This window comes from Kitasatospora sp. NPDC057692 (assembly GCF_042799475.1).
GTDB lineage: Bacteria > Actinomycetota > Actinomycetes > Streptomycetales > Streptomycetaceae > Kitasatospora.
This window is the reverse complement of sequence record NZ_JBHVIV010000007.1, coordinates 14,630-36,305: the sequence shown is the minus strand read 5'-3', so window position 1 is coordinate 36,305 and position 21,676 is coordinate 14,630. Positions and strand designations below refer to the sequence as shown.

Genomic DNA, 21,676 nt, shown 5'->3' with positions numbered 1-21,676 from the left:
ATCACAATCCGATCAAGCCGCTCATTTGATCGCCTCAGCTTGACGAATGATCAGGTGCTGCCTAGATTCCGGCTCACCACCCGATCACGGAGGACCCTCATGCGCCTGCCCCCGGAGGACCGCGACCTCAGCCCGCACACGGGCTGGACCAGGGACCACTGGGAGGCGGTGGCCGACGGCCTGCTGACCGCGGTGCGCCCCTACGCCAGTCCCGCCGGGGCGCTGATCGACCTGCCCGGCCCCCGCCCGAGCCGCTCCGGACGCCGCTCCGACGGCCTGGAGGGCTTCGCCCGCACCTTCCTGCCCGCCGCCCTGCGGGTGGCCGGCGCGGGCGGCGCCGATCCGCACGGCCTGCTGGCGCACTACGCCGCCGGACTCGACGCCGGCACCCGCACCCCCACCGGAGAACGCGACCTCGCCGACGGCGACCGCGAGTCCTGGCCGCTGATCACCGACCGGGGCCAGGCCATGGTCGAGGCCGCCTCCATCGCCTTCGCGCTGCGCCTGACCCGCCCCTGGCTCTGGGACCGGCTGTCCGGACCCGTCCGCGACCGGGTCGGCCGCTGGCTCGCCGACGCCCTGCACCGCGCGCCCAACGACAACAACTGGCGGCTCTTCCCGCTGTCCGTCGGCGGCTTCCTCGCCGAGGCCGGCATCGCCGAACCCGAGGCGCGCGCCGCCGTCCGCCGCGGGCTGGAGCACATCGACCGCTGGTACCTCGGCGACGGCTGGTACACCGACGGCCGCCCCCGCGCCTTCGACCACTACAACGGCTGGGCCCTGCACCTCTACCCCGTCCTGCACGCCCACCTCGCCGACGACCGGGACCTGCGCGCCCGGTACGGCGAACGCCTCGCCGCCCACCTGGCCGGCTACGCCCACACCTTCGGGGCCGACGGCGCGCCCGTCCACCAGGGCCGCTCGCTCACCTACCGCTTCGCCGCCACCGCCCCGCTCTGGGCCGGGGCCCTCACCGGCCACACCCCGCTCGCCCCCGGCACCACCCGCCGCCTCGCCTCCGGCGCCCTGCGCCACTTCCTCGACCGCGGCGCCGTCGACGACCGAGGCCTGCTCACCCTCGGCTGGCACGGCCCCGACCTCCGGCTCGTCCAGGTCTACTCCGGCCCCGCCTCCCCGTACTGGGCGGGCAGCGCCTTCCTCGGCCTGCTGCTCCCGCCCGGCCACCCGGTGTGGACGGCGCCCGAGGGCCCCGCACCCGCCGAGGAACGCGACACCGTCCTCGCCCTGCGCGGGCCCGGCTGGCTGGTGCAGTCCACCGCCGCCGACGGCCTGGTGCGGCTGCACAACCACGGCAGCGACGACCAGCCCGCCGACGCCGTCGGCCCCGACGACCCGTACTACGCGCGGCTCGCCCACTCCACCGCCACCGGGCCGGCCTTCGAGGGACCCGCCGACAACCACCTCGCCCTGCTGACCGGTGCCGGACCGACCGAACGCGGCCGCGTCCACCCGCTCGGCACCGGACCCGGCTGGGCCGCCTCCCGCTGGCACCCGCGCGCCGACGGCCGCGAACTGCCCGGCGTCACCGTCACCTCGCTCACCCTGGCGCACGGCGCCGAGGAGCTCCGGGCCCACCTGGTCACCGGCGGAGCGGCCGGCACCACGGTCACCCAGACCGGCTGGGCGGTCGCGGGCAACCGCGCCGAGCGGCACCCCGGCGGGGGCGTCCGGGCCGACGGCCGGCTCTCCTCCGAGCTGCACCCCCTGCACGGCTTCACCGCCGCGGACAGCGCGCGCGTCCCCGGCGGCACCGCCCTCGGCCCCGAGGCGGCGCTGCCCCGGCTCACCGGGGAACTGCCCGCCGACGGCTCCGCCCTGTTCGCCTGCGCCGCCCGGCTGACCGCCGCCGAGCGGCCGGCCGCCCTCGCCGACGCCCTCACCCTCCAGGTCCGGCCGGACGGGAGCGACCCGCGCGCCGTCGTCCTGACCGTCCGCCCCGCCGGCGCACCCGGCCTGCGGATCCGGCTGGCACCCGGCGCGGTCACCGTCGACCCCGCCGAACAGGACTGAACCGCCGTGCCCCTCGCCCTCGCCACCCTCGGCCTGCCCGGCATCCCGCTCGACCGGGCCGCCGCCCTCGCCGCCGACCACGGCTGGCACGGCCTCGAACTGCGCTGCGCCGACGACCAGCCGGTCCGCCTCGGGCTGGACGCCGACGACCGCCGGCGCACCGGCCGGCTGCTGTCCCGGGCCGGCCTGCTCCCGCTGACCCTCGCCTCCTACGTCGGCGTCGCCGCCCCCGGGCCGGACGCCCCGGTGCTCGCCGAGCTGACCGCCCACCTGCGGCTGGCCGCCGACCTCGGCTGCCGCCACCTGCGGGTCTTCCCGCACGGCGGCCCCGGTCCGGCGGCCGAGGCCGACGAGCGCGCGGTCCGCCGCCTGCGCGGGGCCGCCCCGCGGGCGGCGGACCTCGGCGTGCGGATCCTCGTCGAGACCCATGACTCGCACCGCTCCGGCGCCGCGCTGGCGCCACTGCTGCGCCGGGTCGACCACCCCGCGGTCGGCGCGCTGTGGGACCTGCTGCACACCTGGCTGGCCGGCGAGAGCCCGGAGCGGACCCACCGGGAGCTCGGTCCCCACCTGGGCTACGTGCAGGTCAAGGACGTCGCCTCGGCGGACGACCTGACCCCGCTGCCGCTCGGCGCGGGCGTGCTGCCGATCGCCGACTGCCTGCGCCTGCTGCCGCCCGGTACCTGGGCGGCCTGGGAGTACGAGGCCCCCTGGCACCCGCGCGCCGCGCCCCTCGCGCCGCAGCTGGGCCCCGGGGCGCGGCACCTGTCCGCGCTGCTGCCGGGCTGAGGCCGGACGCGAAGGCCTCCGGCGGGCGCCGCGCCCCTCACCCCAGGGGCGCGGCGCCCGGCCGTTGCGCCGCCTGCTCGGCCCCGCAGGAGGCGCGCACGTGCAGCACCGGGAGCAGCGCCGTGCGGTGCACCGGCAGCTCGGCGCCGGCCGCCAGCCGGCGCAGCAGCAGGTCGACGGCCGCCGCGCCCACCGCGCGCTTGGGCGGGGCGACGGCGGTCAGCGGGGGCGCGGCGAGCGCCGCGAAGACGTCGTCGTAGGCGACCAGCGCCACGTCGGCGGGCACCGCCAGGCCGTGCGCGCGCAGCAGCGGCGCCAGCCGCAGCGCGTCCTGGTCGTTGTGGACGAGCACCGCCCGGGTCCCGGACCGCACGGCCTCGGCGATCCGCGCCACCAGCGGTTCGGGGTCGGCCGGCAGGTTGCCGGGCCCGAGCGTGTCCAGCGCCGGCAGCTCGGGCAGTCCGAGCAGCCGGGTGCCCTCCCGGTACCCGGCCCGCACTTCGGCGGCCGTCCAGGAGTCGCCCCGGGCGGCCAGCAGCACGCTCCCGTGGCCGAGCCCTGCCAGGTGGCGCAGGGCGCTCAGCACCCCGTGGCGGTGGTCGGAGGCGACGGTGTCCAGCCCGGACCCGGGGCCGTCCGGGGTGGCGGAGCGGCGCTCCACCAGGACGGCGGGCACCGGCAGGGTGTCCAGCCAGGCGTAGTCCCCGGCGGCCCGGCCGGGGACCAGCCCCGGGGCCAGCAGCAGGCCCTCCGCGCCGGACTCCAGCAGGCGTTCGGCCTGCAGCCGGTCGCCGCCCGCCCCGTACGGGGCGATGCCGAGGACCAGCCGGGCCCCGGCGGCCGCGGCGGCGGCCCGGGCCCCGGCGATCACCTCGTCGAAGTACGAGCCGACCGAGGGCACCAGCAGGCCGAGGGCGCGGCCCTCCCCGGGGCCGGGGGCGAGCGGCGGTCCGGCGGCGTCGGGGCGTTCCAGGGAGACGAAGCCGTGCGAGCGGGAGAGCCGGCCGGCGTCGGCGAGCGCGGCGACGTCGCGGCGGACCGTCACGGCCGGGATGCCCAGCCGGTCGGCGAGCTCCGTGAGGCGGACCCGCCCGCCGAGCTCGCCGACGGCCGACACGATCAGCCTGCGGCGCTCTTCCCCCGAGATGGCCATCCTGGCCTCCATCTGTCGTGTCCGCCGAAGCGTCGTCCGGAAGCGGTCAGCCGATGATATTCCGATCGAAGAGTATCGTTCGATCGAAAATTGATCAATAATGGGGATGATCGCCGATCGATTGACCGTGCGATCACCAAACTCCTAGGGTGACCCCGGTGGCCGCCGCCGATCCGTCCGCAGCCGCCCGCGCAGCCGTGCGCCCGGACCCGCCGAGGTCCCACACCCCCTCACTCCCGCTCCCCTCCCGCGGAGGACCCGATGGCCGACCAGGCCCCCCACCCCGCCCTCACCACCGACGGCGACACCTTCCTGCGCGACGGACGTCCGCACCGGATCGTCTCCGCCGCCGTCCACTACTTCCGCATCCGCCCCGAACAGTGGACCGACCGCCTCACCCGGCTGCGCGCCATGGGCGTCAACACCGTCGAGACCTACGTCGCCTGGAACTTCCACCAGCCCACCCCCGACCGCGCCGACTTCACCGGCGACCGCGACCTCGCCGCCTTCGTCCGCGCCGCCGGCGACCTCGGCCTCGACGTCATCGTCCGCCCCGGCCCCTACATCTGCGCGGAATGGGAGTTCGGCGGCCTGCCCGGCTGGCTGCTCGCCGACCCCGCGATGCGGCTGCGCCGCCTCGACCCGCCCTTCCTCGCCGCCGTGGACGCCTGGTTCGACCACCTGGTGCCCGTGCTGCTCCCGCTGCTCTCCTCGCACGGCGGCCCGGTGGTCGCCGTCGCCGTGGAGAACGAGTACGGCAGCTACGGCAACGACACCGCCTACCTCGAACACCTGCGGGACGCCCTGGTCGCCCGCGGCGTCGACGTCCTGCTGTTCACCGCCGACGGCGCCGAGGACGGCTTCCAGCTCGGCGGCCGGGTGCCCGGACTCCTCACCACCGGCACCTTCGGCTCCCGCCCCGAGGAGTCCCTCGCCTGCCTGCGCCGCCACCAGCCGGTCGGCCCGCTGGTCACCATGGAGTACTGGTGCGGCTGGTTCGACCACTGGGGCACGCCGCACCACGTGCGCGACGCCGAGGACGCCGCCGAGGTCCTCGACGCCCAGCTCGCCGCCGGCGCCTCGGTCAACATGTACATGGGCCACGGCGGCACCAACTTCGGTTGGTGGAACGGCGCCAACCACGACGGCACCGCGTACCAGCCGGACGTCACCAGCTACGACTACGACGCCCCGGTCGGCGAGGCCGGCGAACTCACCGAGAAGTTCCACCTCTTCCGCGAGGTGATCGAACGCCACCTCGGCCCCAACCCCCACCCGCTGCCGCCGCTGCCCGCCCGCCTCGCCCCCCGCAGCGCCCCCGTCACCGCGAGCCGCCCGCTGCTCGGCGCCGACGGCGCCCTCGGCGAGCTCTCCACCGCGCACCACCTCCCCGAGCCCCGCCCGATGGAGCAGCTCGGCCAGAACCTCGGCCTCATCCACTACCGCACCCGCCTGCGCGGCCCGCTCGCCCACGGCGAACTGCGCGTGGACGGCCTCGCCGACCGCGCCCAGGTCTTCCTCGACGGCGAACCCCTCGGCGTCCTCGACCGCAACCGCCCCGAGCAGGCCCTGCCGCTGCGGGTGCCCGAGGGCGGCGCCGTCCTCGACCTGCTCGTCGAGAACCTCGGCCGGATCAACTACGGCCCGCTGCTGCACGATCCCAAGGGCATCACCGGCGGCGTCCGGGTCGACCGGCAGTACCAGTTCGGCTGGGAGGTGCGCCCGCTGCCCCTCGACGACCCGACGGCCCTCGCCCTCGGCGCGCCCTCCACCGCCGACGGGCCCGCCTTCCACCGAGCCGAACTGACCGTCGACACCCCCGCCGACGGCTTCCTCGCCCTGCCCGGCTTCACCAAGGGCATGGTCTGGCTGAACGGCTTCGCGCTCGGCCGCTACTGGGACCGCGGCCCGCAGCGCACCCTCTACGCCCCCGCGCCGCTCTGGCGGGCCGGTGCCAACGAGCTGCTGGTCCTCGAACTCCACCGCCCGGGCGACCGCGTCGAACTGGTCGAGGGCCCCGACCTCGGCCCCGTCGTCCCCGAGGAGCGGTACGGCTCCTGACCCCTCCCGCCCCGCGGGCGCGCGCCGGCCTCCGGCCCGTGCCCGCGGGGATCCCGCACCGGCCGTAAGTCCGCCCGGTGACCGGGTGGTAGGTTCCTGTCCACTTCGACAGACCTGCTCACCGAACAGACCGGCCACCGACAGACCGGCCCACCGACAGGGAGTGCCATGCCGATCCCGGCGGACGATCGCCGCGCCCGCATCCTCGACACGGTGCGCGGCCTGGGCACCGTCCGGGTGGTGGACCTCGCCGAGCGGCTCGGCCTGCCCGCCGTCACCGTCCGCCGGGACGTCGCGACCCTCGCCGACGCCGGCCTGCTCCGCCGCACCCACGGCTCCGTCTCCTTCGGCGGCCCCGCGGACGCCCCCGCCCCCGTGCCGCCGCGCCCCGCCGAGGCCCCCACCCTGGGCCTGCTCGTCCCCGCCGTGGTGCAGTACTTCGACGAGGTGATCGCCGGCGCGCGCACCGCCGCCGCCGAGGCCGGCGTCCACCTGGTCCTCGGCATCTCCTCCTACGAGGCCAGCGCCGACCGCGTGCAGGTCGACCAGCTCCTCGCCTCCGGCGTCCAGGGCCTGCTGCTCGCCCCGAACTGGACCGCCGCCGACCGCCCCGAGGACCACGCCTGGACGGCCGAACTCCCCGTCCCCGCCGTCCTGCTGGAGCGCCGACCGGTCCCCGGCAGCCCCGCCGAAGCCCTGGACGCGGTCGGCTCCGACCACCGCCACGGCGTCCTGCTCGCCCTGCGCCACCTCACCGGCCTCGGCCACCGCCGGGTGGCCCTGGCGGCCCGCACCGACACCTGGACGGCCCACCAGGTCCGCCTGGGCTACACCGAGGCCTGCCGCACCCTCGACCTGCCCGCCGAACCCGTCATCGACGTCCGCACCCCGGCCGCCGGCGTCGACGCCGTCGCCGCCCAACTCGCCGAGGCGGTCGCCGACGGCGTCGGCGCCGCCCTGGTGCACAACGACCAGGACGCCCTGCAACTGCTGCCACTGCTGCGCGCCCGCGGCGTACGGATCCCCGAGGACCTCGCGCTGGTCACCTACGACGACGTGTTCGCCGCCCTCGGCGCCCCGCCGCTGACCGCCGTGGCCCCGCCCAAACGCGCCGTCGGCGCCGCCGCCGTGGACCTCCTGGTCCGCCGGCTGGCCGCCACCGGACCCGCCCTGCCCGTCCACCACCTGGACCTCCTGCCGGACCTGACGGTCCGCGAGTCCTCCGGAGCCTGACCGCCCCGTGCAGGGCGGCGTCACGCCGGGAGCACGGCCCGCCGCCGCCCGGCCGCCGCCGACGGGTTCACCGTGCACCGCCCTCCGGCCGGCGCGCCGCCCATTCCGCGACGGCGGCGTCCGTGGCGCGTCGGCGGAACCCGTCGGCGGCGTCGGGCCGCGCAAGGGAACGTCGTACGCCGCCGTCGATCGCGACGGCGCGCACGATGACGACGGCGAGTACCGACCCGCGCGGCCGTGCGGGCCGGACGTGTCAGTGGGGCCCACGGGAATGCGGGATGATGGGCCGTGCCCGGGGCGGGGGTGTGCCGGGGAAGGGGCAGGGAGCGGGGGACGGGTCATGGAGATCATCGCCGGTGCGGGGCTTGCCGGCAGGGCGTGGCCGGAGCTGCTGCCCGACCGGCGTCCGGCCCTGGTGGTGCCGGCCTGGGCGGCCGGCCCGGCGGTCGCGGGGGAGGGCTGGTCGCGGCAGGCGGGCGGGCTGGAGGACGGCCCCGCGCCCGGCTGGTCCGCGGCCGCGGCCCCGCCGCGCCTGACGGTGCGCCGCCCGGCCGGTCAGCCCTGGTTCGACGCCCGGGTCACGGCCGGCCGCGAGTGGTGGCGCGCGCTGCGCGCGCACGGCGCCCTGCTGCTGGTGACCGGACCGTTCACCGACGTCTTCGACCTCCGCCCCGCGGCCGAGGCCGGCGCCCTCACACTGCTGACCGTCGACGCGGCCTTCACCTCAGGCCCCTGACACCCCGCCGCCCACCGGCCGCGCCACCCGACCGGGGTTCACCGGCCGAGGAATCCGCGCACGGCCTCCTCGGCGTCCGCGGTGCCGTGCAGGCCGGACCCGACACCGTCGCCGCCGTGGTCGCCGGAGTCGTCCAGAGGGCCGCCGTCGCGTCCGTCCCGCGCGGCGGGCCTCCTCCGCCAGGGCCACGCGGGCGGCGTCATCGCAGGACCTTGTCCGGGCCGGCGCCGAGCCCGCCACCCGTACGCGCGGGCCTGCCCGCGGCCTCCGGGTTCATCGGTGCCGCGAACCTCACCGACTCCGCCCCCTCGTCAGCGTTCCACGGACGCAACCCCCGTGGCCGGAAGTGTCCCATCCCCGCGTCCACCCGTGGCGGAGAACGCCCGGACCGGGCCCGGACCGTACCGGCCACCGGGAGTGTTCCCGCGCGGACGGGGGATCAGGCACACCCGGCAACCCTGATCGACGTCACCTGTCATGCATCTGTCGTCCAGTCACATCAGTTGCTACAGTCCCTGCTTGCAGTGACCCTGCACATGCCGGAATCCCTCGCGATCCACCAGAGAAAGTGGAGAACAGCCATGGGTTCGCTCCCTCGCCGCCTCGCCGCCGTGACCCTCACGACCGCGGCCCTGCTCGGCCTCGCCGGAACCGCCACCAGCGCGTCGGCCGCCACGATCAGGTACTTCAAGGCCTACGGCCCCAACCCCGGCATCGCCGCTCCCCGGGCCTGGGCCGCCGCCCACGCCGCGGGGTACACCAACGACCAGTGCAGCCAGGAGAACGAGGTGATCGCGCCCGGCTACTGGCAGGTCATCATCACCTGTGTGAGCTGAACCCGGCGCTCGCCCGGCGCACCGACGGGCGGTCAGGACCCGGGGGCCCGGTCGCGATCGGCCGGGCCCCGTCCTCGGCGCGGACACCGACCGCGCCGCACGGGAACGCCGCGCCGCGGTGCCGCCGCCCACGGCGTGCGCGGACGCGCCGGTCGAGGGCCCGGCGCGGCGTCCGTATGATCACCCGTATGTCCTGGACGCACCGTGACCCGCATGCCACCGGGCCCTCCGAGGGCCGGCTCCCGGACCTCGCCTTCCTGGCCCTGGTGCGCGACGCCCTGGAGGAGATCCACCCCGGCTGCACGGAGGGCGCTGAACTCAAGGGCAACTCGCTGCTGAGCCCGCAGGGCTGGGCCGTCGGCGTCGGCCCGGCCGGGCACGGGGACGAGCGGCACTACGACCTGATCGCCGTTCCGGACGTCGGCGAGCAGCCCGACGTGCCCTGCTTCGTGGACTGCGCCGTGGTGGTCACGTCCCCGCGCGACGCGGCCGTACCGTCGTCCACATGGTCTGGGTGCGGCTCCCGGCCGAGGTGATCGACGACTACGTCCGCCGGGTCCACGACCGCACCTTGGACGGCCACCGCTTCGAGGGCCGGCTCTGCAACGCCGTCGCGCCGTGGGGCGGGGAACTGATCGAGGCCCCCGTCCGGCTCGGCGGGCAGCGGATCGGGGCGAACGGCAGGATCACCCCCAGCGAGGTGCTGGGCTCCGAACACCCGTTCCTCGCCCGGATCCTGCGCGAGCAGTGGCCCGCCGCGGACGTGCTGGGCCGCCGCGACCCCGCACGGTCCACCTCCTGACCGGCCGCCGCTGCCCCTCGCCCGCTGTCCGACCGCTCAGTGTCCCGATCCGGCCCGCATGGACCGCACGGATCGCTGAAGGGCGGACAGCCGGGACTTGGCGGTGTTGCGGATGCGGCGGGTGCGGCCGCCCTCGGCCAGGACGTCCAGAACGGCCGGGGCCGAGGACTCCTCGGCGCTGTGGAGCTGGAGCCAGTTGGAGGCCGCGAGCAGGCTCTCGGTGTCCCACGGCTCGTCCAGGGTCATCGCCCGCAGCAGGGTCCACTCGGTGAGGCGCCGTGCGGAGAAGTCGTCCGCCGCGACGGCGCCCGTCATCTCCCGGCACCAGGCGGGATAGCCGGGGTCCGCGAGCAGTTCGGCGGCCCGCCTGCCGAGGTACTCGCAGACGGCACTGTTCGCCATCCCCCGGTCGGGATCGGTGAGCACCCGGGCGACAAGGGCCGCCGCCTCCGCCGGGGCCACCTCGTCGAACGCCCTCCGGTAGCGGGCGAACCGCACGTGCTCGTCCGGGTCCCACTCCGCATCCGTGGCCGTCGGCACCGCGTCGCTCGACATCACCATCACCCCTCTCAGCTGCTGGAAGCCTGCCACAACGGCCGGAAGAGCCTCGACCCGGTTCGCCGCCCCTCGTTGACACGGCATAGGACGGGTGTCCTAGGATTCGAATAGGACGGTCGTCCCAATCCGGCCCGGTGCTGCCAGGGCGTCGCCGCCCTGGCGGGCACCTGCGCCACGACCCGAGAGGAACCCGATGTTCGTCGTGCTGTTGCGCTTCTCCGCCAACAAGGCCGCCGCCGACCAGTACATGGACGGCCATCAGCAGTGGATCGAGCAGGGTCTGAACGAGGGCGTGTTCCTGCTGGTCGGCAGCATCGAGCCGGGCCTCGGCGGCGCGGTCCTCGCCCACGGCGGCTCGAAGGAAGCACTGGAGGAGCGCGTGAAGGCCGATCCGTTCGTCGCCCAGGACGTCGTCCGCGCGGAGATCATCGAGATCGCTCCGGGCATGGCCGACGACCGACTGAAGTTCCTCCTCCCCTGACCGGGACCGCTCGGTGACCATGGACGCCCTGCCGGCCGAGGAAGCCATCGAGTGGCCGTCACGCCGCTGCGCCGGCGTGACGGCACGTCGCGCCCGCACCGGACGACCCGGCAACCACGCGGTCCGGGCCGGGCCAGGAAGCCGCGTCATGCCGTCCTCGTACCGGAGGGATTGTCCGAGGTGGGGTGGAGGATGCGGTCATGTCCTCACACGAAATCCTCGCCACGGCGGACCCGGATCCGTTCGCGGTGCTCCTGTGCGGCCAGCACACCGTCGACCTGGACTGGGGACCGCTGCTCGCCTTCGCCTTCCCCGAGCCCCACCCGGAGGGGGCCGCCCTGACCCGCGCACAGAGCGCCTTCCTGGCGGCCCTGGTGGAGAAGGACTCGTGCTGGGGCCCGATCGCCAACCGGGACGCCTGGCTGCGCACAGCGGGCCTGCCCACGGATCGCGGGGAGCTCCGGCTCCTGGTCCGGGCCGCGGGGGAGTAGCCCCCGGGACCTCGCCAGGGTGCCGTCCGAGGAGTCGGGGCCGGGCAGTCATGGGCGCCCGGCAGGCCGGCGACGTTCAGGACCGGCTCCCCTCCTCAGGCGATCTCGAAGGTGAAGGACGCCCCGCTGGGCAAGGCCGTGAGGGCGCACCGGCCGCACGTCTGTGACCGGCGGGCTGACGCAGAGCCGCCCCGCCGACCCGGCTCGGGGGGCTCAGGGGGCCGCGGGCCGCGCGGATCCCGGGGACGGTCTTCCGGTCGGCTCCTCAAGGACGGTCAGGACCTCGCCGAGAGCGGTGTGCCGTTCGAGCCGTCGCGGGTCGGCGGCGGCGTACCGGCGCAGGCGGACGAGGGCGGCGCGGTGCCGGAGCGCGGGCGTGTCCGCGGCGAGGCGGCGGGCGAGGGCGAGCGCCTCGGTGGACCGGCCGGCCTTGGTGTCCAGGACGAGCCGCAGCAGCGGGCCGGTGTCAGGGGCCTCCAGGAGCGCGGGGTGCAGGTCCGCGAGGTTGCGCACGGTGTCGGTGTCGCCGTCCTCGACGGCGGAAAGTGCCGTGGTCGCGGCGTGGGCCCGGCCGGACGTCAGCCGCCGTACCCGGTCCGGGGGGTGGCCGGCCGCCAGGAGGCGCAGGACCGCGAGGTGGCGGCGGGCGGCGGGGTCACCGGTGCGGCGGGCGAGTGCGTCGCGGGTCGCCGGTGCGGTCAACCGGTCGCTGTGGCGGGCGAGGTGGGCGAACGAGGCGTCCCAGGTGGGCGCGGCCAGCCAGGTGTCGAGCAGGACAGTGCGCTCGTGCTCCTCGTCGAGGGCGGCGAGGGTGTCGGGCAGCCCGTCGTCGCGGATCCGGGAGAGGAGGGCGGCGACCGCGTCGTGGCGGGTGCGGCCGGGATCGAGGGCCGCCCGGACGCGCAGGCTCGCGGCCCAGGTGTCGCCCTGGGCGGTGGCGGGGTCGGCGAGCAGGGCGGTTCGGGTCTGCGGCCAGTCCTCCGCGGCCAGCAGGGCGTCGATCAGGGCGTCGTCCGCCGCGCGGACGGGTGCGAGCGCCCAGTCGGGCAGCCCCTCGGGCGGTGGCCGCAGGGCGAGGGCGACGGCCCGGACCTCGCGGCGGACACAGGCGGCCGTCGCGGCGTCGCCGTCGTCGCCGCGTAGAGACCCGGCGGCGGCGCGCAGCGCGGTGGCGGCCCGGGGTGACCCGTGCTCGGCGTACCAGCGGGCGCTCGCGGCGAGGACGTACGCGCGGGCCGCGGGCGGCCGCACGGCCCGCGCGCTGCGTGCCCAGCTCAGGGCGGCGACGCCGTCCGCCAGGCGGGCCGTCAGACGGTGCACCGGCCGCGGGCCGGGCAGCCGGACGCGGCGGGCGGTGGCGTCGGTGAGCGCGGCGGTCGAGCGGGTGAGACCGGGCAGGGCGCGCAGCGGATCGACGGCGGCCAGTCGGCGGTGGAGCCGGACCGAGGCGGCCGTGTGCCGGGCGGTCGCGCGCCGGTCATCGGCCGCCAGACTCCACCGGCCCGCCTGGTGCAGGTAGCGGGCGAGGGCCGCGAGCCGTTCGGGATCGCCGTGGGCGGCGCGGCCGCGGACCAGGGTGAGGGCCTCCCCGATCGCGGCGCGGGCGGATGCCGGGTCTCCCAGGGCGGCGTGGACCGACGCGGCGGTGTTCAGGGCCTCGGCGAGGTGGGCGGCCGCCGCCGGGTGTCCGGCGGCGAGCGCCTGGCGCAGCAGGTGGACGGCCTCGGCGGCGCTCGCGCCGGCCTCGGTCCACGCGCCGGTGCGGGCCTCGCAGTCGGCGAGGACGCCGAAGGCGTCGGTGAGTCCGAACAGGTCCACCCTCCCGGCCTGCCCCGCCGGCGGCCGGTGCGCGGCGACGGCCCGGGCGGCGGCCTCCTGCGCGCCCCGCGCATCGTCCAGGGCCAGGCGCAGGCGGGCCAGGGTGGTGAGCGCGGTCCCGAGGTCGGCACGGCGGTCCGGCTGGTGGGCCGCCTCCTCCTCCCACAGCTGCAGCGCTTCGGCGAGCGGCCCGGCGGCCGCGTCGGTGTTCCCGCGCTCCAGCTGCTCCCGGGCCAGCTCGTGGAGCGCTGCCGCCAGCCGGGACCGTACGGCCGGCTCGGTGACCGGGGCCTGTCGCAGCAGTCGCACCGCCTCTGTCCGCAGGTCGATCGCACCGGTGCGGTCGCCCGCCCGGTCCCGGAGGAGGGCGAGGACGGCGAGGCCGTCGGCGAGGCTCTCGCGGTGGACGGCGGGGTCGGTCGCCGCGAGGGCCCGGTGGAGCTCGCAGCTCTCGTGGGCCGCCGCCAGGGCCGCGGCGAGGTCGTCCTGCTCGGCCCGGACGGTGGCCAGCCGGCGCAGGGCCAGGGCGAGGTCCTCCTGCGCGCCCGGCCGCCCGGCCCCGGCGGCGGCCCGCAGCAGCCGCACCGCCCGGTGTACGGCGCGCGCCGCGCCGTCGGGGTCGTGCGCCGCGGAGCGGACCTGGGACAGGACCAGGTGGGCGTCGGCCAGGTCGCCGCCGTACCGCTGCGGTGCGGCTTCGGCCCGGGGGGTCAGGAGGTCGACGGCCTCGGCCGCGGCGCGCGCCGCCGAGCGGAGGTCGCCCTCCTCGGCTGCGGCGGTGGCGACGGCGATCAGGGCGGCGGCGTGGTCCCGGGCGAACCGGTCCGGCAGGTCGGCCGCCAGATCCGCGTAGCGCCGGGCCGCTTCGGTGGCGGCGGCCAGTGAGGCCGAGGCGTCGCCCGCCGTGCTGCGGGCGTGGGCGAGGGTGAGCAGGACGCCCGCCAGGTCCGCGGCGTGGGCGGTCGGCTCCGCGACGGCCAGCGACCGCAGGATCCGCAGGGCCTCCTCGGCCGCGTCCACCGCGCCCCGGTCGTCGCCCGTGCGCCGGCGCCGGTTCGAGAGGTTCTGCAGGGCCCCGGCCAGCCCTGCGCCGAGACCCGGCAGGTTCTCGGCGGTGAACTGCCGGCGCACGGCGACCGCGTCCTCGCCGGCCGCGAGCGCGCCCGCGGGATCGTCGAGGGCGGCCCGGACGACACCGAGGTTGCCGAGGGCGTCGGCCCAGTCCGGGGCGAAGGCCGCGGGCTCCCGCGCGGCGAGCAGCCGGTAGTGCTCGGCGGACTCCTGCGCCGCGTCCAGGGCCTGCGGGAGGCGGCCGGTGTCGGCCTGGGCGATGGCGAGGTTGCCGAGCGCCTGGGCGAGGTCCGGACGGTACTCGTCCGCGTCGGCGGCGAACATCCGGCGCCGCAGGGCGACGGATTCGGCGATGGTGTCCGCCGCCTCCGCGTCCCGCCCGACCTCGGAGAGCCAGGCGGCGAGGTTGTTGAGCGCACCGGCGTACGAGCGGGTGCGGGGATCGAGGAGCGGGGCCGTGGCGTCGTGGAAGCAGGCGACGGCTTCGGTGGCCGCCGCCACGGCGCCCTCGCGGTCGCCGGTCTGCGCCCGCCGGACCGCCTGGTCGTTGAGGGCCTGGGCGAGGTCGGACAGGTGCGCCGCCGGTTCGGCCCGCACCAGCGCGCGCAGGAGGGCGACGGCCTCCGTCATGGCGGCCAGCGAGCCGGTCAGGTCGCCCTCGTCGGCGCGCCGCTGGCTGAGCTCGGCCAGCAGGCGGGCGCGGTCGGCCGGGGCGGTGTCGGCGCTTCCGGCCTCGGTGAGGCGGCGGGCCGCCGCCTTCCGGGCCAGGGTGACCAGGCCCAGCCTGATCGGGGGAAGGGCGTCGGTCAGCTCCGCCAGCGGCAGGGGGCCGTCGGGCTGCTCGACCAGGTTCTCCAGGGCCGCGGCGGCCGGTCCGCGCTCGCTCGCGGCCAGGTCGAGGACCGCCCGCCACCGCCCCGGCTCCGCGACGACCGCCGTCTCGATGAGGCCGGCGCTGCGCAGCGGGCCGTTCTGGCCGGCTCGGTTGAGCCGGCCGAGGGCCGCGGGGGTTCCGCTCGGGCCGGCGTGGTCCAGGGCGCGTTCCAGCAGCGAGTCCGCGGCGGTGGCGGCGGCGGCCAGGTCGCGGTGGAGCACCGTCACCATCAGGTGGTCGCCGACCCGGTCGGGGCGGACGGCGAGCCCCTCCCCGGGGGCCGGGCGCAGGCATGCGGTGAAGGTGTCGGCGATCAGCCGGCGCCGGCCCGCGGCTTCCGCCGGGGCCAGTTCGGGGACGGCCGCGAGGGCCGCCGCGGCGGCCTGCGGCGGGGGTGCGAGCAGGGTCAGACAGGCCGCCGCGGACTGCAGCAGACCGCGTCGGGGCGTCGTCCCGGAGAGGCGGCGGTGGACGGCGGCCCAGTAGCGCTGCTCGTGCCGGAGGGTCTCGCGGTAGAGGCGGTCGGGATCGGCGGGCAGGTCGGTGCGGCCGAGCGCGACCAGCTGGGCGAGCAGGACGAGGTCGAGGGTGGACCAGTGGGCCGAGCCGGTCTCCGGCCGGGGCGCCGGGCCCCCGCGGATGTCGCGGGCGTCGGGGGCATCGGGGGGCGCGGTGCCGGTCAGCGCCTCCAGGGTGGCGTCGAAGACGTCGTCGCCGCGGGGGTGTCGCAGCGGGAGGGCGAAGCCTTCCACCAGGTGCGGATGGCCGTCGGTGATCAGTCGGTCGAGGACGTCGCGCAGCCAGTCCGCCTCCTCCGTTCCCATCGGGGTCTCCTGGTACGCGGAGCGGGAGGTGAGCAGGACGGCGGCGGGCCGTCCCTGCCGTCCGCGCAGAACGCTGAGCAGTGCCGTCACCTCCTCGACCCTGGCGTCGGCGTAGTCGACGACCACGCACAGCGGCGAGGTGACGGTGGCGAGCCAGGGGAGGGCGGTGGGGTCGGCCCGGTGCAGGCCCTCGCGCAGGGGCCCCGCGTACCAGCCGCGCTGCCGCAGCCAGGCGGCGACCTCCAGGGCGAGCCGGGTCTTCCCGCAGCCGCCGTCGCCGTGCACGACCACCAGCCCGGTGCTGCCGCCCCGGGCGATGCGTTCGCACAGGTCGGTGAGGACGGGCAGCTCGTCGCGCGGCTGGAAGGGCGTCAGCCGGTACTCGGGGCGCAGCAGGCGCAGTGCGGGGCCGTCGGTGTCCGGGTCGCCGGGGGCGGAGGCAGGGGCGGAGGCGTCCGGGCGGTCCGGGTGCGCCGCGTCCGCTTCCCGTTCGCGGTGGATCTCGCCGAGGGGCAGGACGGCGGGCAGGGCGGCCGGCCGGTAGCGCTCCCCTTCGGACACGGGTGCGCCCGGCCCGGCGACCCGTAGCCCGAGCCGCCAGGACCAGGTGTCCGAGGTGAGGTAGCGGTGGCCGGACGCGGTGGCCTCGTCGACGGTCAGCGCGGTGTTGGCGGTGCGGGCGGTGCCCAGGGACCGGGCCAGGCCGACCGGGTCGAGGGCGGCGAGCGGGCGGGGGCGGTTCAGTTGCGGCCGGAGGCGGCCGTCCAGGTCCGGGGGCGCGCTCGTCAGCGGGTCGGCGCCGGTCCAGTCGGGCGGCCATGCCCCGGCCAGGGCGACGACCACGAGGGCGTGGCGGAGCGGCGCGAGGTGCCCGCGTTCGACGATGACGACCGCGGCCGGGAGTCCGGCGTGGCCGCAGGCCGCGGCCAGGACGAGGGCCAGGTCGAGGCAGGTGCCGTTGCCGGGGGCGACCAGGACCTCGGCCGGCGGCCGGATCGGCTGGCCGGCGGTGCCGGAGCCGGGCGGCTCGTGGGCGTAGCGGATGCCGGCGCCGGAGAGTTCCGCCCAGACCGTGCGCAGCCGGGTGACGGCCGACTCGTCCGATCCGGCGGGCAGCCGCAGGTGCCGGGCGACGGCGTCGGGCAGCACGTACCGGGCCAGGGCCGCCGGGTCGCCCTCCAGCGACCAGGCGGGCCAGTGCACCGTGGAGCCGGGCGGTCCGGACGGCCCGGACGGCCCCGCCGGGCCGTCAGTCGAGGTCGGCATCGTCGAGGACCTCGACGGTGGCGAGGCTGGCGAGGTCCCCGCCGCCCGGGACGCCCTCGGCGGTGACCCGGACGTCGTACAGCCCCGGCGGGAGGGCGTCCAGTTCCCCGGTGAAGGCGCGGCCGGCGCTGTCGAGGTCCAGCGGCGCCTCCTGCAGGAGGGTGCCGGGCTCGGCCGCCGGGGTGACGGTCGCCCAGACCGGGACGTCGCGAAGATCGGCGTCCGTTCCGCCGACGGAGGCGCTCAGCGCGACCGCCGCCCCGGTGAGCTGGAGGTCGTCGAGGTCGAGGCCGAGCACGACGGGCCGCTCCTCGCCGCGGATCGGCAGCTCCCGGGGCCGCTCCTCCAGCCCCTGGATCCAGTCGGCGGTCTCGGCGAGGCCGGCGATGGTGCCGTGCCGCTCGGCGACCAACAGGCCGCTCTCGTACTGGCCGCGGTGCTCGGACGGCTGCCCGCTGAAGGCGGGGACGGTGCCGTCGCCGAGGTCTTCGCGCCAGGCGCCGAAGTCGACGTTGTCCGGGGCGTCGCGGGACGCCCGCAGGCGGGTGCCGTCCCAGGAGGCGGAGCGCACGGTGCGGTGCCCGTAGCCGATCCGGGCGAGGACCTGCGGGCCGTCCCGGGGGATGCCGCGCCAGCCGTCGGCGATGCCCCGGTGGAGTCGGCGTGCGCGCGCGGCGGGTTCGGCGAGGCCGGGGACGGGCAGCTCGTCGGGCCACAGCCACGCCGGGCCGCCGTCCTGTCCGGCGCGCGCGGGGCCGGCGGCCCGGACGGCGGGGCCCACGGCCCGGACGGCGGCGTAGGCGGGCAGCAGGTCGGCCATCGACGTCCAGGTGCCGAGCACCGGGCCCAGCCGCTTGCGCAGGACGTGGCCGCCCAGCAGCGGAAGCCCGTTGACGAGCACGTCCAGCGCCTTCGGGGCACCCGCGTGCGGGGTCCCGAGGGTCAGCAGGGCCCGGCAGCGGCTCCAGTTCGTCTTCGACTGCGCCAGCCAGTAGCGGGCGACGAGCCCGCCGAGCGAATGCGCCACGATGATCAATCGCTTCTCGTGCGTCCCGCGATCGGGCCAGAGCGCGGCGAGCCGTTCGTCGACGGCGTCCCCGAACCGCTCGGCGGCGTCGCGCACGCCCAGGCGGAAGTCGTAGCCGAAACCGACGACGGTCGCCGCGGTGGTGCGCCCGCCCGGCGTGCCGTCGTCCAGCACCGCCCCCGGCAGCGCGCCCAGGCGCGTCAGCAGTCCGTCGTAGCCGTGCACCGGCGTCCAGAACGGCACCGCCTTGCGCGTCGGGACCAGCCCCACCGGCACCAGCCGGGGGTTCACGTCCACGCTGAGCGCCTGCGGCCGGTGCAGCAGTGTGAGGTCGCGCACGGCCGCCGACCAGATCGGACGCTCCGGCGCCCCCTTCCTCGCGAGCAGACTGCCCCCGATGCCCGGCACGACCATCACCAGGTGTTGACGATCCGGCATGTCCCGGCCCCCTCCCCAATGCCTTCCCGGCCGCCCAGTATCCCCGACCGCGGTACGGCTGTGGCTCGTTGAGCGGATCTGCGACGAACGCCGGACCGCCGAGGGCGCGTCCGGCCGCCGTGGTGCAGGGGGCGCAACGGGGCGTGGGCCCGGTGGATTGATGGTTTGATTTTCAAACCTGCACACCTATAGTGAGTCAGTCCTACTTTCCAACCAACTGGCCCGGGTGTTCTGCGGGCCTGATCGAATGAGGAGTCCGGAATGAGGGCTTCACCATCCGCCCGCACGCGTGCCGCCGACGGGGTGGCGGCGGAGGAGCGTGGCGGCGTCCGCGACAGCGGCCCCGGGCCGGTCCTCGTCGCCGCCTGCCTGGGGCTGTTCACGGTGTTCCTCCAGACCACGGAGACCATCGGCACGCTCGGTTCCGTCCAGGCCGACCTCGGCGTGAACCCCGCCGACATGGTGTGGGTGCCGAGCATGTACACCCTGGTCGTGGCCTCCTGCGTGCTCGGTGCGGGAGCGCTGGCCGACCGGTGGGGACGTCGGCGCGTCTTCCTCGCCGGGACCGCGATGATGGCCGCCGGCGCCCTGGTCCTGACCCGCGCCGACGACCTGGCCACCGTCCTCGCCGGCCAGGCGGTCGCCGGCCTGGGCGGTGCGCTGATCACCCCCAGCTCGCTCGCGCTGATCACCCACGCCGTCCGCGATCCGCGCCGCCGCGCCGGGGCGATCGCCGCATGGGCGGCCACCTCCGGACTGGGCCTGGCCGTCGGCCCCCTCGTCGCGGGCCTCGCGCTCCGCTGGTCGACCTGGCACGCGGCGTTCTGGCTCAACATCGTCATGGCCGGCCTCGCGGCGGCGGTCGCGCTGGGCCGGGTCGCCGAGTCCCGCAACCCGGCCGCGCGGCGCGTGGACTGGGCCGGGCAGCTCACCGCCATCGCCGGACTCGCGCTGCTGGTCTTCTGGCTGATCGACGGCGGCCACCACGGCTACGGCTCCGCGCGGGCCGTGGCCGCCGCCGTGGCGGCGGTCCTCCTGCTGGCCGCCTTCACCGCCGTCGAACTGCGCCGCACCGCGCCCATGGTCGACCTGCGGCTGATGCGCGACCCCTCCTACAGCGCCTCCCTCCTGCTGGCCGCGGCCGTCCTGTTCGGCTTCGTCGGCCTGTCCCTCCTCCAGGTGATGTGGCTGGAGCGGGTACGGGGGCTGACCGCCCTCCAGGTGGGCGTCCAACTCCTCGCGGAGTTCGGGGCGTTCATCGCGGCCTCGGTCCTGGCGGGGATATTCGTGCGCCGGCTGGGCCCGCGGGTCCTGATCACGACGGGCCTCCTGCTGGCCGCGGCCGGGGCCGCACTGTTCGCCCGGATCGAACCGGACACCGCGTTCACCGGATACGCGGCCGCCTTCGTCCTGTTCGGCCTCGGCTGCGGCCTCGCCAACGCCCCGTCCACCGCGCTCGCCGTCAGCCACGTCCCGCACGGCCGCGAGGGCGAGGCGGGCGGTACGGTCAACGCCGCCCGCCAGATCGGTGCCGTCCTCGGCACCAGCATCCTCGGCACGCTGATGACCTCGACCTTCGCGGATCGCCTCACCGAAGTCCGCGACCCGCCCGCCGCTTTCACCTACGCGGTCGGCCACGCCACCTGGGTCGCGGTGGCGGTCCTGCTCCTCGGCGCGGCTGTGGCGATCGGGCTGTCGGTGTGGTCCCGCCGCAGGGCGGCCACCGGCTGACCGCGGCCGTCGGCCGGAGGTGGCTCTTCGGCGGACGGCGGATGGCGGACGGCGGACGGCGGCCCCGGCGAGCGGGGACCTGCCGCGCCCGGGGCCGCGCGCTGCGGCGGTGACGGGGGCGACCGCCCTGCGCCGGGGGCGCCGCCGCCGAAGTGGCGGGCGGGCCCGGGTTTGTGCCGTGGCCGTAGCTGCCGCCGGGGCCGAGTCCGCGGTCCGTCCTCTCGTGGTCGTCGTACTCCGCACCAGGAGGCACCGGTCCGGGAAGTCCCGCCCCCACGCCGCGTGTTCCTCGGACCGCACACTTCTCCCCACCAGCAGGTCATTTTCGCTCGCACACGATACGAGCCGCCGCTGCGCGGTTCGGGGGCGGGGCGAGGGACATGCGGCCGCTTCGCGGGCGGGCGGCCCGCTACCGGCCGGAGAGGGGATTCCGCAGCTCCGCACGGAGCCGGACCGACGTGTCGACGGGCAATCCCATGAGGGAGTAGCGGAGTTCCTCGGAGAACTCCGCGATGAGGTCGAGATCCCGCAGCTGGCACCGCAGTTCGGAGGCCAGTGCCTCGTCCGTGTCGATCAGGAGCTCGTCCTCCTCCACGGCTTCGACCGCCCTGCCGCTGGCCCAGACGGCGAAGTCGTGGCAGCCGAACAGGTAGGTGTGCGCGGCGAACAGGGTTGCCGCCGCGGCGGACTCGTCCGCGTCGTCCGGGCCGTCCTGGCCGTCGTTGTGGCAGTACTCGCTGAGCATGTACTCGGCGACACCGCGGTTCACCGCCGAGTAGGCCGTGGAATCGCCGAGAACGCCCGCCCACACGGAGTTCAGCAGGGGGCGCAGGCTCAGGGTGAACGGCGCCCGATCGTCCTCGGGCAATGCCTCGTGGCGGCTCATGAGGCGTTCCGCGACACCGGCGGCGAAGACCCGGCGCTCACCGGGCGACGCCGACTTCAACCGCTCCTCCACCAGCGCCGACAGCTCCCGCCACGTATCCATTCGAGCCACCTCGGAGTCGTGATGCCGACGCGGCCGCGCCGACCACGCGATCATCCCTGGTGCCAGTGACAGTGCCTCCCGGCCGGTTGCCGGGTGAAATGGACCGGCGCGGTCGGGTGGCTGTCGGTACGGTCGGTCCATGGAGAACCTGAGCGAGAGCGTGGACCGGGAGATCATGAGCGGGCGGGTCATCCGTGCGGTCAAGACGTACTTGGACGCGTCAGGCTGCACGCCCCAGGAGGCGATGGACTTCGTCCGGGAGCGCGACGCGGAGCTTCACCGCGACCGGCCGAGCGCCTGACCCGCCCGCGCACCGACCCGTCGAACTTCCCCGGCAACCGATTCCGCTGCGCCGGGGGCCGCGTTGTGCTGTGGAGTGTGGGAGCGGTCGCCTGCCGTCGTCCGGTCGGACGGGATCGGGTACCTTGCCGGACATGACCATTCCTGTGCCGATCTCGCCGTTCAGAC

Annotated in this window: 18 protein-coding genes; 12 read left to right on the top strand and 6 right to left on the bottom strand. The window is 76.7% G+C overall.

Annotated features, from left to right (window positions below; all coding sequences use genetic code 11):
• The first annotated feature begins 99 nt into the window (after positions 1-99).
• Together ACFVFS_RS06270 and ACFVFS_RS06265 are read left to right on the top strand one after the other, a co-directional pair.
• Complete coding sequence (locus ACFVFS_RS06270) at positions 100-2,031, top strand: DUF2264 domain-containing protein (protein WP_380620724.1); 1,932 nt, start codon at positions 100-102, stop codon at positions 2,029-2,031.
• A gap of 6 nt (positions 2,032-2,037) precedes the next feature.
• Positions 2,038-2,820, top strand: coding sequence for a sugar phosphate isomerase/epimerase family protein (locus ACFVFS_RS06265; RefSeq protein ID WP_380620722.1), 783 nt, complete (start codon positions 2,038-2,040; stop codon positions 2,818-2,820).
• 37 nt (positions 2,821-2,857) lie between these two features.
• On the opposite strand, the gene ACFVFS_RS06260 is transcribed toward ACFVFS_RS06265, so the two are convergent.
• Positions 2,858-3,973, bottom strand: coding sequence for a substrate-binding domain-containing protein (locus ACFVFS_RS06260; RefSeq protein WP_380620720.1), 1,116 nt, complete (start codon positions 3,971-3,973; stop codon positions 2,858-2,860).
• Between the two features lie 261 nt (positions 3,974-4,234).
• On the opposite strand from ACFVFS_RS06260, the gene ACFVFS_RS06255 reads away from it, so the two are divergent.
• From ACFVFS_RS06255 to ACFVFS_RS06245, 3 genes are all read left to right on the top strand, one after another.
• Positions 4,235-6,034, top strand: a complete 1,800-nt coding sequence (locus ACFVFS_RS06255; protein ID WP_380620718.1) for a beta-galactosidase family protein — start codon at positions 4,235-4,237, stop codon at positions 6,032-6,034.
• A gap of 168 nt (positions 6,035-6,202) precedes the next feature.
• Positions 6,203-7,267: a substrate-binding domain-containing protein gene (locus ACFVFS_RS06250; protein WP_380620716.1), complete on the top strand. Its 1,065-nt coding sequence runs from the start codon at positions 6,203-6,205 to the stop codon at positions 7,265-7,267.
• Positions 7,268-7,607: 340 nt separating this feature from the next.
• Positions 7,608-8,003, top strand: a complete 396-nt coding sequence (locus ACFVFS_RS06245) for a hypothetical protein (protein ID WP_380620714.1) — start codon at positions 7,608-7,610, stop codon at positions 8,001-8,003.
• A gap of 38 nt (positions 8,004-8,041) precedes the next feature.
• Here ACFVFS_RS06245 and ACFVFS_RS06240 read toward each other — a convergent pair whose 3' ends face one another.
• A complete protein-coding gene (locus ACFVFS_RS06240) occupies positions 8,042-8,206 on the bottom strand; it encodes a hypothetical protein (RefSeq protein ID WP_380620712.1) in 165 nt (54 codons plus the stop codon).
• Positions 8,207-8,584: 378 nt separating this feature from the next.
• Here ACFVFS_RS06240 and ACFVFS_RS06235 point away from each other — a divergent pair, with 378 nt between their 5' ends.
• The 3 genes from ACFVFS_RS06235 to ACFVFS_RS06225 all read left to right on the top strand — a co-directional run bounded on the left by ACFVFS_RS06235 (position 8,585) and on the right by ACFVFS_RS06225 (position 9,641).
• Entirely contained in the window at positions 8,585-8,839 is a 255-nt protein-coding gene (locus ACFVFS_RS06235; RefSeq protein ID WP_380620710.1) for a hypothetical protein, read from the top strand.
• A gap of 188 nt (positions 8,840-9,027) precedes the next feature.
• Entirely contained in the window at positions 9,028-9,375 is a 348-nt protein-coding gene (locus tag ACFVFS_RS06230) for a hypothetical protein (protein WP_380620708.1), read from the top strand.
• Positions 9,345-9,641, top strand: coding sequence for a hypothetical protein (locus ACFVFS_RS06225; protein WP_380620706.1), 297 nt, complete (start codon positions 9,345-9,347; stop codon positions 9,639-9,641). The genes ACFVFS_RS06230 and ACFVFS_RS06225 overlap by 31 nt, the downstream gene beginning before the upstream one ends.
• Before the next feature lie 36 nt (positions 9,642-9,677).
• Here the strand turns inward: ACFVFS_RS06225 and ACFVFS_RS06220 are convergent, their stop codons facing one another.
• Entirely contained in the window at positions 9,678-10,196 is a 519-nt protein-coding gene (locus ACFVFS_RS06220; RefSeq protein ID WP_380620704.1) for a hypothetical protein, read from the bottom strand.
• Positions 10,197-10,392: 196 nt separating this feature from the next.
• On the opposite strand from ACFVFS_RS06220, the gene ACFVFS_RS06215 reads away from it, so the two are divergent.
• Positions 10,393-10,680 (top strand): YciI family protein, encoded by a 288-nt coding sequence (locus ACFVFS_RS06215; RefSeq protein ID WP_380620702.1) that lies wholly within the window; start codon positions 10,393-10,395, stop codon positions 10,678-10,680.
• 200 nt (positions 10,681-10,880) lie between these two features.
• Entirely contained in the window at positions 10,881-11,171 is a 291-nt protein-coding gene (locus tag ACFVFS_RS06210; protein WP_380620700.1) for a hypothetical protein, read from the top strand.
• 213 nt (positions 11,172-11,384) lie between these two features.
• Here the strand turns inward: ACFVFS_RS06210 and ACFVFS_RS06205 are convergent, their stop codons facing one another.
• Together ACFVFS_RS06205 and ACFVFS_RS06200 are read right to left on the bottom strand one after the other, a co-directional pair.
• Positions 11,385-17,024: a hypothetical protein gene (locus ACFVFS_RS06205; protein ID WP_380620698.1), complete on the bottom strand. Its 5,640-nt coding sequence runs from the start codon at positions 17,022-17,024 to the stop codon at positions 11,385-11,387.
• The gene (locus ACFVFS_RS06200; protein ID WP_380620696.1) at positions 17,008-18,489 is read right to left on the bottom strand and encodes a hypothetical protein; all 1,482 of its coding nucleotides are present in this window, start codon (positions 18,487-18,489) and stop codon (positions 17,008-17,010) included. The genes ACFVFS_RS06205 and ACFVFS_RS06200 overlap by 17 nt, the downstream gene beginning before the upstream one ends.
• A 261-nt stretch (positions 18,490-18,750) precedes the next feature.
• Between ACFVFS_RS06200 and ACFVFS_RS06195 the strand changes: the two genes are divergently transcribed.
• Positions 18,751-20,220, top strand: a complete 1,470-nt coding sequence (locus tag ACFVFS_RS06195) for an MFS transporter (RefSeq protein WP_380620694.1) — start codon at positions 18,751-18,753, stop codon at positions 20,218-20,220.
• Between the two features lie 409 nt (positions 20,221-20,629).
• Here ACFVFS_RS06195 and ACFVFS_RS06190 read toward each other — a convergent pair whose 3' ends face one another.
• On the bottom strand, positions 20,630-21,208 hold the full coding sequence (locus tag ACFVFS_RS06190; protein WP_380620692.1) for a hypothetical protein: 579 nt from the start codon (positions 21,206-21,208) through the stop codon (positions 20,630-20,632).
• Positions 21,209-21,347: 139 nt separating this feature from the next.
• On the opposite strand from ACFVFS_RS06190, the gene ACFVFS_RS06185 reads away from it, so the two are divergent.
• Positions 21,348-21,509 (top strand): hypothetical protein, encoded by a 162-nt coding sequence (locus tag ACFVFS_RS06185; protein ID WP_380620690.1) that lies wholly within the window; start codon positions 21,348-21,350, stop codon positions 21,507-21,509.
• Positions 21,510-21,676 lie beyond the last annotated feature (167 nt).